This is a genomic window from [Clostridium] citroniae WAL-17108 (assembly GCF_000233455.1).
Classification (GTDB): Bacteria; Bacillota; Clostridia; order Lachnospirales; family Lachnospiraceae; genus Enterocloster; species Enterocloster citroniae.
On record NZ_JH376421.1, the window covers coordinates 196,790 to 211,814 of the forward strand.

A 15,025-nucleotide genomic window follows, 5' to 3' on the forward strand; every position below is an offset into this window, starting at 1 on the left:
GCTTCTTGACCGTCTTTTCCGGTCAGGAAGCTGCGCCGTCTGGACTGTAACAGAGATACACATTTGAATCTAAGGTTTTTTCAAAAAGTGTTGCATAATTTTAAGGATAGGTGTATAGTATATAATACAAACAGATGTAGTAATGGAAACTACATATCAAAGTAACAGTAAGTTATTGTCAGTTTTTTAATAGAAGGAGGCTGGTATATATGACAGCAAAACTGAAACGAAATCTTACAAAGGTGAAAGATCCGGGCAGTGCCCTGACACACTTTATCGCCATGGTAATGGCCATCATAGCGGCCATGCCCCTGCTTTTAAAGGCCGCCCGTGACTCCGGCTATCTCCACGTAAGCGCACTGACCATCTTCATACTGAGTATGATAGGGCTGTATGCGGCCAGCACCATCTACCACACCCTGGACATTTCCCCTAAGATCAACCAGATGCTGAGGAAGATTGACCATATGATGATCTTTATCCTCATTGCCGGAACTTATACCCCGGTTTGTATGATCGTCCTGGGTGACAAGACCGGCTGGTCTCTCCTGACCCTGGTCTGGGGAATCGCCGCTGCCGGGATCCTTATAAACGCGCTGTGGATCACCTGTCCCAAGTGGTTTTCTTCCCTCATATACATTGCCATGGGCTGGGTGTGCGTGCTTGCCATTACAAAGATCCTCAGCTCCATGCCCAAAGCCGGGTTTATGTGGATGCTGGCCGGAGGCATCATCTATACCGTAGGCGGCATTATCTACGCACTGAAGCTGCCCATCTTCAACTCCAGGCATAAAAACTTTGGCTCCCATGAGATCTTCCACCTGTTTGTCATGGGAGGGAGTATCTGCCATTATGTGATGATGTACCGTTTTGTGGCCTAGAGGCATTGTAATGCAGCCTGAATGGCGCCTGAAATGTAAAATAACTGAATGCTAATAACAAAAAACATCTGTCCCGGAACTGGATCAATATGCTCCGGGGCAGATGTTTTTATATATAACTTTATTTGTTACTTTATATGTGGCTATATATCTGTTTTATGTATGATGGCAGGATCGCTCCAATATCAGCCTCCCATACCCTGCCCTAAGCCGCCGTCCCTGCGCATCAGCATCTCCTTCTGCTTTCTGGTCAGATGTTTGATGGCGTATTCCCGTTTCATGGCCTCTGCCTTTGTCTCAAATGCCTCATAATAGGAAAGCACCACCGGTCTTCTGGGCCTGGTATACTTGGCTCCCCTGCCTGAGTTATGGGCTTTCAGACGCTTGTCCAGATTATTGGTCCAGCCGCAGTACAGGGTTCCGTCCGCACAGGTTAGGATATACGTGTAATTCATTTTCATAACTTCCTCTGTATCAAAGATAGCTGGCTATGTAAACGGCAACAACGCTTTCACTGCGTTATCACCGCCCAGGTTGCCCTGTAATCTATTATAAAGCACCAGCTGGATGCGCGACACAACGATCAGGCCATTGCATAAGCCAGAGAAGATATATCTGAATCATATCTATACTCTATTATATCGCACATACCCTTAAAATGTGCATAAAACCTGATTTATATTCCCAGACATACCCAATTCCATGTAGAATCAGAATCTACGGCCTCCTCCGCCATGGCTGTGGCCGCCGCTGGAGGTATGGGTGGAGCTACGGCCTGATGAGCTGTGCCCGCCTCCCGAACCGCCTGATCCCCCGGTGTTCCTTGGAATCGGCACACTGGTCACAAATTTATTTAACAGCAAGTCATTACAATTACGGAACATGAATCTTGTATCAGCGCGGTATGCCAGCAGGGCATTGGAGCGGTCCCTCTGCGACTGTTTCATGGAGTAACGTCCCTTTACCCCCAGGCATACACTGCCTGCGATCATGGCCGGTACAATGAGGGCAAACGCAGCTTCATACCACCGTATGCTTTTGTACACACTGATCTCTCCTGTTTCCGTATCATAATTGTACTGGCCCCGCTGGATCCCCTGGTCCACATAATATTCAATGTCCTCAGCAAACCGCATGAAGGCGCCGCTGTAATCCATATATCTGAGATACTCGGCCATATCATCCTGAATGGCTTCAATGCGGCTGTCCGTAAGGATACGGATCATATTACCGCTGGTGGATATCCAGCTCTCCCCGCCCCGCTGGCCCGGCGCGTCCATGTAGAGCAGGACCAGGACGCCGCTTTTCTTGCTGCCTGTCCCATACCCGTTCTGGTCATAGAAATCATCCGCATACTCCATGGCCGAACGTTTTCCGTCATGAAACGCAGTCACGGCCACCACATCCATACCGGTCTTTTTACGGCTGGAGGCAATGGATTCCTCCACCTTGTCCTTTTCCTCATCTGATAAAAGTCCGGCCATGTCAAAGACCCGCTGATCTGCAGCGCTGCCGCTCTCAGCCTGCGCTCCAAAGGCCGTCATACCGCAGACAAAAGTCCAGAATACCATGAACACTGTCACAAGAGCGGCCAGACGCATTTTCCTATTATATCCCATTATCACAGCAGATACCCTCCTATCAGAAACAGAATGCACAGCGGCAGGAAAATGGACAGGAACAGTCTAGCCAGCTTCCTGTTGTCCACAGGCAGCTGACCGCAGACTTTGCCGGTCTGGCCATTGAGGGCAAAGTAATAGATCTTGCCTCTTGCCTTGTCATTATAGGTCAGAGTCCACACCGGAAGCAAGGCATAACTCCATTCTTCTTCCCTGAATTGGGCATCCTTTCGCCGGATCTGCAGGGAATTATAAGAACCTGCCTGGGACTGGAGGCTTTGAAGGGCAAATGTCTTGACCTCGGTCTTCACATCCGTGACAAACTGGTCCTTTTCCATATCCCTGTTCTCTGCCATAAAGCCTGACAGATATCCCATGGAAAACGGCTTCTTTTCCTCCATCCGAAAGGGCAGCACCCCGTCTATAAGCTGCCTGTTTGCCTTTCTCAGTCCGTTTCTGGCCACATTATCCACATCCATGGTCCCCTGGCGCTGGATGTCATAGACTTGGGTCTCCGTGTAACGCATATTGCCGGTATCCCACGTCCTCAGCTTTTTCCCCTGGGCGTCCAGCACGCCGTCCACCTTGCAGCCGTAGAGCCAGTAAGGGAAATATACCCCTGTCATGCTCTCCACCTGTTTACTGGAATAAAATTCATCCACGACATACTTTTTCTTCTTGATCCACTGGGCAAATATCTCCTTCGCCTTGTCTCTGTCGATCTGAAAGGGGATCACATGATCAGGGGCGAATTCCCCGGACAGCCGCCCTGACAGTACCACGGGATTGTGGCAGTAATAGCAGAATGTGGCCGCCGTGGTCTCATCCGTCACGATCTGCGCCCCGCAGCTGGGACAATTATACAGCACGGCCTGACTGTGTTCCTGATTCTGGCTGTGTTCCTGATCCTGGCTGTACTCCGGCTCCCGGCCGTGATCCGGCCCCTGGCTGTATTCCTGATCCAACTCCTCCAGTTCCTCCTGGGTAAAGTTGGAGAGACAAAATTCGCAGTGGTATTTCTGGGACGAAGGGTCGAAGACCAGACCTCCATCGCAGTTTGGGCATTTATATGTTATAACTCCCATCTGTTATCTCCTGTAAGCATGATATGTGATGCAGCCGGATCAGCCTATGGTCTTGGCTTCCCGCATTCACTGCAGAACTTGCCCGTATTGGTGGTGCCGCAGCTGCAGGTCCATCCCCCCGCCGGTCTTGGACTTCCGCACTCGCCGCAGAATTTGCCTGTATTGGCAGTGCCGCAGTTGGTGCAGTACCAGCTGTCCGGCCCACTGTGAGCGCCTGAAGCCGTGCTTCCCATGGGCTGTGCTCCCGCGGCCGGAGTTCCCATGGCCTGGGCTCCCGCTCCCTGGTTTCCCATGGACTGGCCGCCGCCATTTCCCTGCATCTGCCCGGCCTGGTTCATCTGCATCTGCTGCATATTGGTGTTGGATACAGCTCCCATAAAGCCGCCTCCGGTCTGCATGCCAAATCCCATGCCCATGAAGCCTGCCAGGGAACCTGCGGAATTGCCTCCCGCGTTCTTTAGCCCCTCAGCAATGGTGCTCTGCACATATCCCTCGCGGATGCCCGGGTCCCCCATCATGGCGCCCTTGTTCCTTAAGTTGATCAGGTTCTGGGACTCCTCATCATAGGTGATGCTGGCAATGCCCACGGCCTGAATCTCCATGCCCCTGAGCTTGTTCCACTCCTCATCCAGGGTGTCCGCCATATACCGTCCCAGCTCCCTGCTCTTGGAGGTCACAAAGGAAATTCTGGTGCCGTCCGCGGACATCTGGTTTACCGATGTCTGGAATGCCTCCAGGAACTCGGACAGATACTGCTCATTCACGGAATCGATCTCCACCTTGTCCGCATTCTTGGGGATCACCTCAGCGTAAAACTTAAGCGGGTCCGTCACCTTGATGGAATAAGTCCCATGAGCCCGCAAAAACAGCTCCGCATTGTAGAAGTTGTCAAAATAATTGATCGGATTGCGGGTGCCGAACTTGATCCCCTTGATCTCCTGGAGATTGATATAATAAACCTTCTGAGCCCCGGGTGTTATGCCGCCAAACCGGATCCTGTTAAAGGATTCCTTTAATGCCTCCCCAAACTGGCCGTTAAACATGGAGGGCGCGGATGAGTGGTCAATGGTGTAGTAACCCTCCTCCGCAGTATAGTCCACCACCTTGCCTCCGTCCACCAGCATCATAAACTGGTTCGGATACACGTGGATCACGGATCCGTTGGACACAAGGTCGGAGGATCCCTTTGTGTTGGATCCCTTTCCCCTGCGCACCTGTACCCCGCGCACAAAGACGGTCTTGTCTCCCATATCATCAGGTTCCACGGCCTCCAGCCATTGGTCTGCCAGAGCTCCCCCTATTGCGGATGTAACTGCTTTAATAATTCCCATGATTTACCCCTTTCTTGCCATTCTTACGCCTGCGCTTTACAGGCTCTACGCACCTGACCGCTATATAGATCATCAGGATCGCCAGCGCCAGCTGGATCAGGATACTCACCATAATCCAATTGTCCGTTATAAAATTTGTGGTCGTCATGCCAAAATAGCTTCTTATTTTGGTCAGCGGCGCGCTTCCCCCCACCTGGCCGTTGAGAATGGCCAAAAAGGTGGCCGCCGGGTTCAGAAGCAAAAGATAAAATGCTCCGCCGGAAGTGGCCTTTACCGCGTTTTCCCCAAATCCGTATGCCGCCACGGAGTTATTGATATTCATGGAGGAAAGGGACAGGGTGAATTTGTTGATAAAGTAAGTCCCGGCCACCACGGCTACCAGTACCCCGTAGGTCACCACCGTGGATATGGTGGAGCGCTTAAACAGCGCTGAGAAACACAGCCCCACGCTGCCTGCAAAAAAGGCCACTGTGATGTAGCACAAAAGCAGGGAAACCGCATCTCCCCAGGTGATGCCCCCGTACACAAACACCATGGCCACTGCCGGGAAGCTGGATACGATCAGGAGCAGAAGGGTGCTGAGTGCACTCATCAGTTTTCCTATCACCACCTGGAACGCAGTCATCTGGGTGGTCAGCATCAGCTCCAGGGTCTGGCGTTCCCGCTCCCCGCTGATACTGGAGGCGGTCACGGCCGGCACAATGAACATCAGCAGTATAAATTCAATGGTGGTCACAAACTCATACATATCCATAAAGCTGCTGTACTGAATGGCAGCCGTTGTCCTGACCTGGGCCACGGCAGAATACATATTAAGAAGTGTTACCAGGGACAGGATACCGTTAAACAAAAGGATGATCACAGGAAGCCTCACGCTTCTGGAATTCACCTTCATCTCACGGCTAAAAACCGGATTCCGCATCATATGACACCACCACCTTTTCTTCTTCATGTTCTGTCAGCTGCATGAACACTGACTCCAGGCTGCCCTTTTCCCTGGTAAACCCATTGACCAGCACATCACTGTCAATGAGCTGCTGGAGCAGCAGGGCCTCATCCTGGGCATCCCCGCTAAAGCGCACACAGATATCCTGTTCCCGGAGGGAAATGGTCTGTACGCAGGGATGGCTCTTGAGAATGGACAGGGCCTTTTCCAGGTTGCTGAAAACCGTTATCACCAGCGGGTTGGATGTGTTGACCCTGGAAAGGATATCGTCAATGTTCCCCTCCAGCACCATCCTGCCCTGGTCTATGATCCCAATATCCGTACACAGCTCCGACAATTCCGACAGCACGTGGGAGCTGATGACAATGGTCTTGCCGGACTCCTGCAGCTCCTTTAATATTTCCTTGAATTCAAACCTGGTCCTTGGGTCCAGACCCGAGGTAGGCTCGTCCAGTATCAGTATGGACGGATCGTGGATCAGGGCCCTTGCCAGGCACAGCCTCTGCTTCATGCCCCGCGAAAGACCGTCCACATAAAAATCCAGCTTATCCTCCAGGCCCACCTGCTCCAGCAGGGCCGTATACCGTTTTCTGGCCACAAGCCCGTCCAGGTGGTGGCAGGAGGCAAAAAATTCCATGTATTCCGACACTGTAAGGTTGTCGTAGACCCCGAAAAAATCCGGCACATATCCGATCCTGGCCTTCAGGTCCTTAAGGTCCCTTAAGGCATTGATCCCGTCTATGGTGATCTTGCCCTCATCTGCCGTGAGCAGGCCTGCCATGATCTTAATGGTAGTGGTCTTTCCGGCACCATTGGGCCCCACAAATCCGTACAGGGCACCTGAGGATACATTCATGTCCAGGCCGCTTAGGGCATGGTACTTACCGTATATCTTATGTAATCCTTTGATCTCCAGCATTATTTACTCCTCCCTGTAACGGTCAGCACGGGCAGCATGATATTCCAGGTATAGTCACCGGTCGCGTCATATACATATTTTACAGTCAGCGTATTGCCTGGTGATAAATAGGGCTCCAGATCCTCCCTGACATATTCTGTGACATTGGTATCAAAGGAATCATAGCTTCCCGTGTTGTAATTATAGAAATACATGTTTCCGCTGAAGGGCACCGTGTAATAATACCGCATGCTCTTGGCAACCTCATCACTGAGATGATAGAAGTTCAGTTTTTCCACCTCTATATTATTCCCCAGATAGTATTCCAGCATAACAGGCGACATTCCATACATGGTATTATTCTGCGCGTAGTATTCTCCGGACAGCACATTGGGCTGCTTCTGCATGGCGGACTGGTAGATCATCCCATCCTTCTCATAATTCACATCAATGGATGAGGTGAGCAGGGTGGAACCATATGTCTCATACCCTGATGATTTTAAAAATCCAGTCTCGTCCTTATCCTTGCTGAACGCCACCACCCTGGCCTCGGAATGATATCCGGACAGATAGTTGCTCATATAGAAGGAGAGCAGGTTGGTCCTTTCCAGCGCCCCCACATAGGCGGCATCCCCAATATCCTTATCCTCTTTATACCTGGAAGCCCCGGTGATCTGCTCCGCCATGGCATAACCGAAATTGGTGGCCCCATATACCATCTTCATATCATCCAGGTCCAGGGTCTCACCCGGATCCATATGGCCCACATACATCATCTGGTTGTACAGGAGGATGGCTACATTTTCCACTTCCTTGCTGTAATTATTAGTAAGGGTACCTGTCACCTTGCCGTCAAAGCAGTTGATATCCCCTGTGAACCCCACTCCCTCCTGATTGGAGGTGTGCTTTTCCATCATAAAGAATTTGGAGTTGAACGCCCCTACATTATCGGCTTTGATGCTGGTCCCGTCCTTGCCGTAATGGATGGTGATGGCGGGCGGCTCCTCCCCTGTGAACTTGGGGACAGGCGTCATGTTGTAGTAGACATTTCCCGTAAGGGGATAAAGGGTGTAATCCTGGTTCAGATTGACAAAATACGGCTTATTATAAGGCGCCCTCATATTGATAAAGGTGGTCTCCGACACGCCCTCACTGTCCGCGTCCTGAATGGAGGCATAGGTGAAAAACGGGCCCGTGAACCTGGTGGTCATTCCCATGAGAAGGACCATTCCCGTACAGCACAGGGAGAGGATCCCCACGGAAGGCATGTAATAGCGCAGCATTCCCCGGTGTTTCATGAAAAAGTAGAGGCCCGGCCCGGCCAGGACCACATAGGCCACTGCCAGGGTCACATACAGCCCCACCTTTGGAAGTTTGGTAAGGTTTCCTGTATTGATCAGGGACTGTACAGACCAGTACTGGTTATAGTTGCCCCCGTCCATGGCGCTGCTCAGGCTGTTGATCCGGCTCTCTCCCAGCAGGGTGGCAAAGAGATTGTCTATATAGGAGATATTCTGCTGGCAAAACTCCCCGATATCCGCGAAGTCATACATGGATACGGCAACGATCCCCTTTCCCGCAGAAACGGAGGAGAGCACGGACAGTTCATCGCTGGAAAGCACCTCGCTGCCGCCCTTTAACAGCACATCCGTACAAGTGAGGGGAATGGAAGCGCCTTCCGGCCCATCCACCGCATACTCCACCCCCATATTGATCACATACTGGTCGGGCTGCGGCACCGGCTCCTCCAGTATATCGCCTGCAAAGGCCCTAAGAGTCTCACTTCCCCTGGCCCCTGTTCCTATGAGCAGTACGCCCCCCTTCTGCACCCAGTCCCATACGGCCTGGATCTGCTGGCCGGAAAGCCTGCCTGTATCAAAGTCAGATATAAGAAGCACGTCCAGCTGGTCCAGCCCCAGTTCGCTGGAAGGCAGGGTGGCGGCAGTCATTTCAATGGACCTGGTGCGCAGGGTACTGTAATTGATCCCCACCCCATTGAGATACAGAAGCTTTTCAGGATCATCGCTGAGAACACCGATAAAAAGCTCCGCCGTATCCATGTTCAGGTTCAGCTTCAGCCGTTTCTGCCCCACCTGGTTCCCGCTCTCATCCAGCAGGCGGACATACATCTGATCCACCCTGGCCCCCAGGGAGACGCTGAGCATCTCCGTGACGCTGCCCGAGGCAGGTATCTCCACCGGATACTCATACCGGTATACATCATAGTCCAGATCCATACTGTATCCCTGAAGATCGCTTTCCATGGCCAGTACACACAGGGTTCCCGTAAATGCCCGGTCCGCAGTATTTTTAAGGTCCACCCTAAGGGGCAGGAAACGTCCGCTCTTAGCAATGTTCTTATACCCGTACACCACATCCATGGTAATGGGGGAGGCTGTAAGCCCCTCCTCCGGCAGCGTATCCTGGGGCGCTTCCCGGTCCGCTTCCCGGGCCGTGTCCTTGGCCGTGTCCCGGCCCATGTCCTGAGCCGTTTCCCCTGCGGCCCCAAAAGCCTGTACGGTCATGGCCGCTGCCAGAATTAAGCCAAAAAGGGAGCTTTTCAGCACCCTTTTTATATTCCTTGGAAATATCCTCATGTTACAAGTCCTCATTGTACTCTCCCGGGGCGTGTCTCATCATTTATTCCCACAATCCTTACGCCCGAATATCAGTTAATCGTTCCAAAGTTCTCTTTGTTAATATCAAAATGTACCTGCAGCTTCACAGTGAACACGGTTCCGTTAAGATCACTGGCCACCTGGATGGTGCCGCCGTGCATGTCCACGATCTCCTTTGCAATGGCAAGGCCCAGGCCCGTACCTCCCGTGGTGCTGGAACGGGACTGCTCCACCCGGTAAAATTTGTTAAATATAAGGGGCAGCTCATCCGGCGGGATCACATAGCCGTAATTAGTAACGGACACGGTCACCAATTCATCATCCGCATGCAGCTTTACCAGCACGCGCTTTCCGTCCGCCCCATACTTAATGGCATTGCCGATCAGGTTGTCAAACAGCCTGGCCAGCAGATTTCCGTCCGCGGTGATGATTTTGGCCGGAACATTGCTCTGAAGGTCATAGGAAAGGTTCTTTTCCACAAAGTTAGGATAAGCCTCCTCCAAAAGCTGTCCCAGCAGCTTCACCACGTCCAGCTGAGCCACATGCATGGAAATCTTCCCATAGTTCAGCTTTGTGAATCCGAACAGGTCCTCGATCAGTTTTTCCAGGCGCCTTGCCTTGCCGTATGCGATCTCTATGTATTTGTGCTGCATGTCCGCCGGTATCCTGGTATTGCCGGCCAGCAGTTCCAGGTATCCGATAATGGAGGTCAGCGGAGTCCTGAGATCATGGGCCACATTGGTGATCAGCTCATTCTTGGTCCTCTCCGACTCCCTCTCCTTATCCATAAGTCCCTTGATATCTTCCACCATCTTGTTCAGGTTAGCTGCCATGCTGGAAAACTCATCATCTCCGATCACATCAATGGTGGTGTTTAAATTCCCTTCGGAAATGCTCTGCACCGCATCTGAAATCTTACTGATATACCGTATATAGGGTTCCTGAAGGATCATAAATGTTACGGCAAACAGCGCCAGGCCAAAGATCACATAGACCAGCACCACAGCCACATGATAGTCCAGTACTGCCTGAATCAGGCCGTTCATCCGCCCTGATTCCTCCATGTACCTGGCGATCATGGAAACATTGGTCACCAGAAATATTTCCACCAGACAGGAAATAATGGCACTGTATATGATATTGGTAATGACCCGCGTGTGATATCGCCTGCTCATGTCACTTTTCAATTTTGTATCCTACTCCCCATACAGTGGTAATGATCTTATTCTGTCTGGTGTCTTCCTTCATCTTGCCCCTCAGGCGTCTGATATGTACCATTACCGTGTTGTTGGCTTCATATACCTTCTCATTCCAAACACGCTCAAAGATCTCATCCGTACTGAATACCTTTCCGGGATTGGATGCCAGAAGGTACAGAATATCAAATTCAATGGGAGTGAGCTTAATCTCCTCATCATCCACCACCACCTTGTGATTGTCCTTGTTGATGATCATTCCCTTGATGGTGATCTCATTATTGGTCTTGTCCTGGGCCGCGCTGTTGGGATTTAGCTGTGTATAGCGGCGCAGATGGGATTTGACCCTGGCGGTCAGCTCCAGGGGATTAAAAGGCTTCACCACATAATCGTCCGCCCCTGTTCCCAGTCCCAGTATCTTATCCAGATCCGTGGACTTGGCGCTGAGCATGATGATGGGAATATTATTGGTCTCCCTGATCTTCTTGCACATCTCAAGTCCGTTCATTCCCGGCATCATGATATCCAAAAGCACCAGATGGATGTCCTCCTTTGTAAGGATCTCCAGTCCCTTGGCAGCATTTTCCGCCTTAAACACTTTATAGCCATCGCTGACAAGATAAATTTCAATCAGATCCGCAATCTCTTTTTCATCATCTACAACCAAGATATTAATATCGGGCATGATATCCCCTCCTCTTACGTTAACTTATATGTATGCCATGCAGCGCTTATTTTATGCCGCATTGAACCTTAATACCTATTCTAACATAATACATCAAGGTTTTCCTTACTTTTTTCTTGAAATATTGTGGGAATTTCTGTTACAATGCATGGTTCTTTCCTCATATACCAAAAGCAGGATACTGTGGTATAATACCGGTATCATAAATATTTCAGTAAAGTGTACACATTTGTGTTCGGCTGACAAAAAACCAGCCGCAAAGACAGGTGACGGGAAAACTCCGGGAGTACACGAAACTGGCAGGAGGTGGAAGCCATTAAGATCACAACATTAATGGATAATCTCATGGGCGGACGCAAGGACTTTACGGCGGAGCACGGGTTATCCCTCTACGTAGAAACAGGACATACGCGCATCCTATTTGACTTTGGAGCAGGCGCGCACACATTTGAGAATGGACAAAAAATAAAAATACGGCCAGACAGGATCGATTTTGCCGTGTGCAGCCATGGACATTACGACCATGGAGGAGGGTACAGGGAATTTGTTAAAAACGGACTTCAATGCCCTTTGGTGACGGGAAAAGGATTTTTTACAGAAAAGTATGCTGTCAGCGGCATCAAGTCATCCTATCTGGGACCCGGATTTGACCAGGAGTTCCTCACGGAAAACCACATTACTCATATGGAATGCCATGGCCTTACCCCCCTTGCACCCGGCTGCTGGGTCATGGGTGATATACGGCGCACCTATGAGTTTGAGTCCGTCCCCGGCAGGTTCGTGCTCCGGGAGCAGGACGCCTGGGTACAGGACAAGTTTTGTGATGAGATCTGCCTGATCATTGAGGAACAGGGGGAGCTGGTGGTGATCGTGGGCTGCAGCCACCCGGGAATCCTGAACATCCTTACCACGGTAAAGGAACATTTTTCACAGCCCATCAAGGCGGTGATCGGGGGAACCCACCTCATGGAAGCGGACGAAGCACGGATCCGTCAGACAGTGGAGATAATGAAGGACATGGGGATCCGTCTTCTGGGATTCAACCACTGCTCCGGAGAACTCTTCAGAAACATGATGGAACAGGAGGAGACTCTCTCCACCGTGTATCTGGGGGCTGGCGACTGCCTGTTCCTGACGTAGGGATACCCTCAGTGGACAAGGAGACTGATGTTTCCTGTTATTTTAAAAGCCATTGGAAGCATAGCACAAACAGCGCTTCCAATGGCTTTTAATAGGTGTGTTACCTTAATATAGTTTTTCCAGTAATTTGTGGTTGTTTAATTCCTTTGGCGGCATGATTGCCTTTCTGTCTATTTTTGAATTTATATTCAAAGGAAATGCATCTAACTGGATCAGGCAGGTGGGGACCATGTAGTACGGGATCTTCTCTTTCATCCGTTCTTTTATGGCCTTCACATCCAGTTTCTTATCCGCGGTAAAATATCCGCAGAGGATATTGCATCCGCCCTTGTCCATAAACACCTTTGCCACCACCTCCTTAACAGGTGCGCATTCCATAATTGCCTGCTCTATTGCTGTATTTTCCACGCGGAATCCCCGTATTTTAAAAACATTGTCCTTACGACAGACAAACTGGTAATTGCCATCTTCCAATTCTCTGAGAATATCATTTGTTTTAAAAACACGTTCATATCCTGTTTCATCTGAAAACGGATTTTTGATGTAATGGGTTTTTGTAATCTCCGGAAGTTTATAATATCCCCTGCTTACCTGGGCACCGGCCAGCCATAGTTCACCTTCTTCTCCCCGCCGCACCAGCTTCCCGTCATCCGAAACCAGATACCCCTTCAGCCCTGCCTTCAGTTTTCCAACCGGACAGACCTCACCGGAAATCGCATCTGTTATTTCATAATGGGAAATCATAGAACACGTCTCTGATGCTCCGTATACATTTAAGACCTTGAAAGGGGCATTTCCCAGATTCCGTACTGTTTCACTTCCCACCAGAAGAAGACGCAGCGGTATCTCCGACAGGTCCATGTTTAATAACTTCCTGGCCATATGAGGAGGCAGAAACGTAATCTTAATATTATGCCTTATATAATATTCCACAAGAGCATTTATATTTCTGCGTATGCCACTCGGAATAATATCGATCACCGAGCCGGCGGCCAGTGTTGAATACAGATCGCTGACAGACGCCACAAAGCTAAAACCCGGAAATACCCCAAAATGCTCCCCCTTTTTCAATTCAAACACCTGGAAGTTGTACATTGCGGCAACTACATTCTTGTGTTCCAGCATAACGCCCTTGGGCTTGGATGTGGAACCGGATGTATAGACAATCAATGCTAACCCCTCTGCCTTTGAATAGTCTATCTCCGGAAGATCGTTTTCTTTGTCAATATCCTCCCACCATGCTGGATCCAGTATGATCCTGCATTCACACTCATGCAGTATGCTCTCTTCCCGCGCTTTGGGATATGCCCTGTCGAGGTATACGTAAGCCCCTCCTGCTTTCCATATACCGATCATTCCTGCAACGGTTTCAATGGTCCTGCCGGTGCGGATTGCCACAACTTCCTCCTCACGGATCCCCTGCGAAGCAAGCTTATGCGCCACAGCCTCCGACCATCTCAGAAGCTCTCCATAGGTCACTGTCTGTCCTTCGGAACATACAGCAGCCTGATCGGGATATGCATGGCACGTATCACAAAAAGCGCGGCAAAATGTTTCCCGCATCACCTCATCCTTATGTTCCGCCAAATATTCAGCCCGGCTGGCTTCATTCGTTATTTTTCTCATTTTCAAATGCTTCCGTCAACATTGGAACGATTTCAAAGAGATCCCCCACCAAACCATAATCCGCTATCTCAAAAATCGGTGCCCTTGGGTTTTTATTAACTGCTATGATCATATTGGAAGACTGCATACCGGCCAGGTGCTGGATTGCTCCGGATATGCCGCAAGCGATATAAATCTTAGGTTTAACCGTGGTGCCGGTCTGACCAACCTGGTGGGAATGATCGATCCATCCTGCATCAACTGCCGCTCTGGAAGCGCCCACTACGCCGCCCATGGCATCTGCCAGCTTTTGGATCACCTTAAAACCGTCTGCATTTCCAAGTCCTCTGCCTCCAGATACAATAACATCCGCATCTGTCAGAGAAACAATTTCCTTTGTGCTTTTGACGATCTCCAAAATTTTAGTTCTTACATCTGATTCGCTCAGACTTACCTCCATTCGGATCACTTCGCCTGCTTTAGTATCATCCGGCTCCAGCTTCTGCATTACACCCGGACGCACCGTAGACATTTGTGGACGGTGCTCCGGACACACGATCGTTGCCATCAGGTTTCCTCCAAAGGCCGGCCTTGTCTGCATGATTTTCTTGTCTGCCGGGTCGATCTCCAGCTTTGTGCAGTCCGCCGTCAATCCCGTATTCACCCTTGCGGCAATCCTTGGTGCCAGGTCTCTCCCAATATGGGTGGCGCCATACAGCAGGATTTCAGGCTTATACTGTTCAATAGCATCGGTAATAACCTTAGTATAGCCGTCCGTGGTATAATTTTCAAGAAGGGGGTGTTCTGCGATATACACCTTATCAGCACCGTAACGGATCAATTCCTTTTCCAGCCCGCTGACATTTCCCCCCAGCAGAACTGCACACAATTCACATCCTATTTCTCCCGCCAGCCGTTTTCCTTCTCCCAGCAGTTCCCTCACCACAGGTGTAATAACCCCCTGTCTCTGCTCCGCATATACCCATACATTTTTATATTGACTCAAATCCATGGTTTACCT

13 protein-coding genes are annotated in these 15,025 nt (G+C 50.4%); 2 read left to right on the forward strand and 11 right to left on the reverse strand.

Annotated elements, in window-relative coordinates:
- The first annotated feature begins 209 nt into the window (after nucleotides 1-209).
- Nucleotides 210-881, forward strand: coding sequence for a PAQR family membrane homeostasis protein TrhA (gene trhA, locus HMPREF9469_RS10905; protein ID WP_007861896.1), 672 nt, complete (start codon nucleotides 210-212; stop codon nucleotides 879-881).
- 185 nt (nucleotides 882-1,066) lie between these two features.
- On the opposite strand, the gene HMPREF9469_RS10910 is transcribed toward trhA, so the two are convergent.
- The 9 genes from HMPREF9469_RS10910 to HMPREF9469_RS10950 form a co-directional block, all read right to left on the reverse strand.
- On the reverse strand, nucleotides 1,067-1,336 hold the full coding sequence (locus HMPREF9469_RS10910) for a GIY-YIG nuclease family protein (RefSeq protein ID WP_040416006.1): 270 nt from the start codon (nucleotides 1,334-1,336) through the stop codon (nucleotides 1,067-1,069).
- A 255-nt stretch (nucleotides 1,337-1,591) separates the two neighbouring features.
- Nucleotides 1,592-2,506, reverse strand: coding sequence for a TPM domain-containing protein (locus HMPREF9469_RS10915; protein ID WP_007861898.1), 915 nt, complete (start codon nucleotides 2,504-2,506; stop codon nucleotides 1,592-1,594).
- Nucleotides 2,503-3,585 (reverse strand): TFIIB-type zinc ribbon-containing protein, encoded by a 1,083-nt coding sequence (locus tag HMPREF9469_RS10920; protein WP_007861899.1) that lies wholly within the window; start codon nucleotides 3,583-3,585, stop codon nucleotides 2,503-2,505. The genes HMPREF9469_RS10915 and HMPREF9469_RS10920 overlap by 4 nt, the downstream gene beginning before the upstream one ends.
- A gap of 44 nt (nucleotides 3,586-3,629) precedes the next feature.
- Nucleotides 3,630-4,916, reverse strand: coding sequence for an SPFH domain-containing protein (locus HMPREF9469_RS10925; RefSeq protein WP_007861900.1), 1,287 nt, complete (start codon nucleotides 4,914-4,916; stop codon nucleotides 3,630-3,632).
- Nucleotides 4,903-5,841, reverse strand: a complete 939-nt coding sequence (locus HMPREF9469_RS10930) for an ABC transporter permease (protein ID WP_007861902.1) — start codon at nucleotides 5,839-5,841, stop codon at nucleotides 4,903-4,905. Before HMPREF9469_RS10930 ends, HMPREF9469_RS10925 begins: the two co-directional genes overlap by 14 nt.
- Nucleotides 5,819-6,781 carry an ABC transporter ATP-binding protein gene (locus tag HMPREF9469_RS10935; RefSeq protein ID WP_007861904.1) on the reverse strand — a complete coding sequence of 321 codons (963 nt, stop codon included), beginning with the start codon at nucleotides 6,779-6,781 and terminating at the stop codon, nucleotides 5,819-5,821. Before HMPREF9469_RS10935 ends, HMPREF9469_RS10930 begins: the two co-directional genes overlap by 23 nt.
- Nucleotides 6,781-9,357, reverse strand: coding sequence for a DUF4350 domain-containing protein (locus HMPREF9469_RS10940; RefSeq protein WP_040416009.1), 2,577 nt, complete (start codon nucleotides 9,355-9,357; stop codon nucleotides 6,781-6,783). The genes HMPREF9469_RS10935 and HMPREF9469_RS10940 overlap by 1 nt, the downstream gene beginning before the upstream one ends.
- 71 nt (nucleotides 9,358-9,428) lie before the next feature.
- The gene (locus tag HMPREF9469_RS10945; protein ID WP_007861908.1) at nucleotides 9,429-10,565 is read right to left on the reverse strand and encodes a sensor histidine kinase; all 1,137 of its coding nucleotides are present in this window, start codon (nucleotides 10,563-10,565) and stop codon (nucleotides 9,429-9,431) included.
- A complete protein-coding gene (locus HMPREF9469_RS10950; protein WP_007861910.1) occupies nucleotides 10,555-11,259 on the reverse strand; it encodes a response regulator transcription factor in 705 nt (234 codons plus the stop codon). The genes HMPREF9469_RS10945 and HMPREF9469_RS10950 overlap by 11 nt, the downstream gene beginning before the upstream one ends.
- Before the next feature lie 345 nt (nucleotides 11,260-11,604).
- On the opposite strand from HMPREF9469_RS10950, the gene HMPREF9469_RS10955 reads away from it, so the two are divergent.
- Nucleotides 11,605-12,399: an MBL fold metallo-hydrolase gene (locus HMPREF9469_RS10955; RefSeq protein WP_007861912.1), complete on the forward strand. Its 795-nt coding sequence runs from the start codon at nucleotides 11,605-11,607 to the stop codon at nucleotides 12,397-12,399.
- A gap of 105 nt (nucleotides 12,400-12,504) precedes the next feature.
- On the opposite strand, the gene HMPREF9469_RS10960 is transcribed toward HMPREF9469_RS10955, so the two are convergent.
- Nucleotides 12,505-14,025 carry an amino acid adenylation domain-containing protein gene (locus HMPREF9469_RS10960; protein ID WP_007861914.1) on the reverse strand — a complete coding sequence of 507 codons (1,521 nt, stop codon included), beginning with the start codon at nucleotides 14,023-14,025 and terminating at the stop codon, nucleotides 12,505-12,507.
- Nucleotides 14,006-15,016: an electron transfer flavoprotein subunit alpha/FixB family protein gene (locus HMPREF9469_RS10965; protein WP_007861916.1), complete on the reverse strand. Its 1,011-nt coding sequence runs from the start codon at nucleotides 15,014-15,016 to the stop codon at nucleotides 14,006-14,008. The genes HMPREF9469_RS10960 and HMPREF9469_RS10965 overlap by 20 nt, the downstream gene beginning before the upstream one ends.
- Nucleotides 15,017-15,025 lie beyond the last annotated feature (9 nt).